Source organism: Xenorhabdus sp. TS4, from assembly GCF_014467265.1.
In the GTDB taxonomy this organism is placed as follows: Bacteria; Pseudomonadota; Gammaproteobacteria; order Enterobacterales; family Enterobacteriaceae; genus Xenorhabdus; species Xenorhabdus ehlersii.
This window is the reverse complement of record NZ_NKHQ01000118.1, coordinates 1-1,930: the sequence shown is the minus strand read 5'-3', so window position 1 is coordinate 1,930 and position 1,930 is coordinate 1. Positions and strand designations below refer to the sequence as shown.

Genomic DNA, 1,930 nt, shown 5'->3' with positions numbered 1-1,930 from the left:
ATTCATCCGGGAACCGATATCCCGATGGGGTCACTGGCAGATAGGCCGACACGAATAGCACGGCTCTCAGCACACCGGCATTTCGATGATGTCGTTAGGAGTCGTAATTTAGAGCGCACGGAAGCGTATCAATGGTTAGCAAGTCAATTGGACATCAGTTTCAACACCTGTCACTTCGGCTGGTTTGATACTGATATGTGTAAGAAAGCAGAGAGTATATGTAGGAGGTTTAGATAATGACAGATTACAAATCACTATATGAAGCAAGCCAAAAAGAGATTGAAATCCTTAAAGAAAAAGCAGGTATTACATGGAACGGAATTCCTATTTCTGAAATTAAAATGCCAGAAATTGCAGGTGACAAGCAAATTATAGAAGCTACTGTTTGGACAGAATTAGACTGTGTTCCAAAGAATGGTGAGTTTTCAATTTATATCAAACCATTAAATGGATCAGCAATTGATAGCAATACGTATGAATTAGTTCATCAAGAAATATACGAGTCTATCTGTAATGGGTCATTGAAAATAAAACCAGAAACTGACTATAGGATTATGTGTTATGAATCTGGTGAGCGTTGCGATGTATTTTGGGATAAACATTTCATATTACTACCAAAAACTATAATTACGGAGAAATGGGATGACTAATTCAGATTTATGCAGAGAAGCGTTTGAGAAATTTCTTTTAACTGAGTTTCGTTATTTTGAAAATGCATTAGAAAAAGATAGTAATGGAAATTATTTTAACATGCCAGCCCAGAATTATTGGGAAGCATTTAAGGCTGGATGGGAAGCAAGTAATGATATTACCCACCCCAGAAAATAGCGAGAAATAACATGGATATTATCGACGCAGCGAATGAATTAAATGAGCTGAATATATCTCATGCCCTCCAGAACAGACCACCAGCATTAACCAGTGTCAACGGTATGTGCAGATGGTGTGAGACAGAGGAAGCAACACATGGGGCATTTTGTAGCAGAGAGTGCGGGGAGGATTATGAACGGAATAGGCGGAGAAGTGGAGCAAAAATATAGCCTGATATTAGCTGATCCACCATGGCAATATAATAATGCAGTCAGCAATGGTGCAGCCAATAACCACTACACTACCACCGATTTTTATTCCCTCACCCGATTACCCATAGAACAAATAGCTGCTGAAAACTCCGTACTCTGCATGTGGTATACGGGGAATTTTGCGGCTGAGGCTATGGAGTTGGCCGCAGCATGGGGATTCACAGTCAAAACGATGAAATTATTCACATGGGTGAAACTCAACAAACTGGCAATGGAACGCATAGACAGAGCCATTCAGGACGGGCGAGTTCTCGACGGTTGGGATTTCATGGAGCTGCTCAACACCGAAACACGGATGAATGGTGGCAATTACACCCGCAGTAACTCAGAGGATGTGTTGATCGCTATCAGGGGCAACGGACTGCCACGCCAGAGTGCCCGTGTGAAACAGGTTATCTATTCGTGTTTGGGTGAACATAGCCAAAAACCAAGAGAGGTTCATCATCGGTTAGAGCAATTATACGGCGATGTGCCTCGCATTGAATTATTTGCCCGTGAGTCAGTCAATGGCTGGGATACGTGGGGGAATGAATCACCCGTAAACAATATCGAATTTATTAATGAGGTTAAGTATGGAAATAACAATTAAGGCATCAAAAAGGGAAGCCGAGAAATATGTTTCTGATTATTCACTATCAAATGAGGAACTAATGAAAGGGTTTGAGGATGATATTTCATTTCATCTGGAAGCTAATGGGATATATGACCCTGTTATATCCATTACCATCACCCATGACTAGCGAATTCGAGAACGCACGGAGGAAGGTGGCGAGGGATTGCCTGAAAGAATTAACCGCCCTGCCCAAATACGACGATATCGCAGTAACCGCAATTCTCGATAAATACAC

General features: G+C 41.6%; 5 protein-coding genes. All 5 read left to right on the top strand.

The features are described from left to right. Complete coding sequence (locus Xets_RS28810; RefSeq protein ID WP_370588267.1) at positions 1–237, top strand: zinc-finger-containing protein; 237 nt, start codon at positions 1–3, stop codon at positions 235–237. Next, positions 237–650, top strand: coding sequence for a hypothetical protein (locus Xets_RS19650; RefSeq protein ID WP_187652411.1), 414 nt, complete (start codon positions 237–239; stop codon positions 648–650). Before Xets_RS28810 ends, Xets_RS19650 begins: the two co-directional genes overlap by 1 nt. Then, entirely contained in the window at positions 643–828 is a 186-nt protein-coding gene (locus tag Xets_RS19645; protein ID WP_187652410.1) for a hypothetical protein, read from the top strand. Before Xets_RS19650 ends, Xets_RS19645 begins: the two co-directional genes overlap by 8 nt. A gap of 174 nt (positions 829–1,002) precedes the next feature. Then, positions 1,003–1,671, top strand: a complete 669-nt coding sequence (locus tag Xets_RS19640) for an MT-A70 family methyltransferase (protein WP_187652412.1) — start codon at positions 1,003–1,005, stop codon at positions 1,669–1,671. A 77-nt stretch (positions 1,672–1,748) separates the two neighbouring features. Beyond that, on the top strand, positions 1,749–1,930 hold a 182-nt coding region (locus tag Xets_RS22670; protein WP_222941666.1), incomplete at its 3' end, for a hypothetical protein.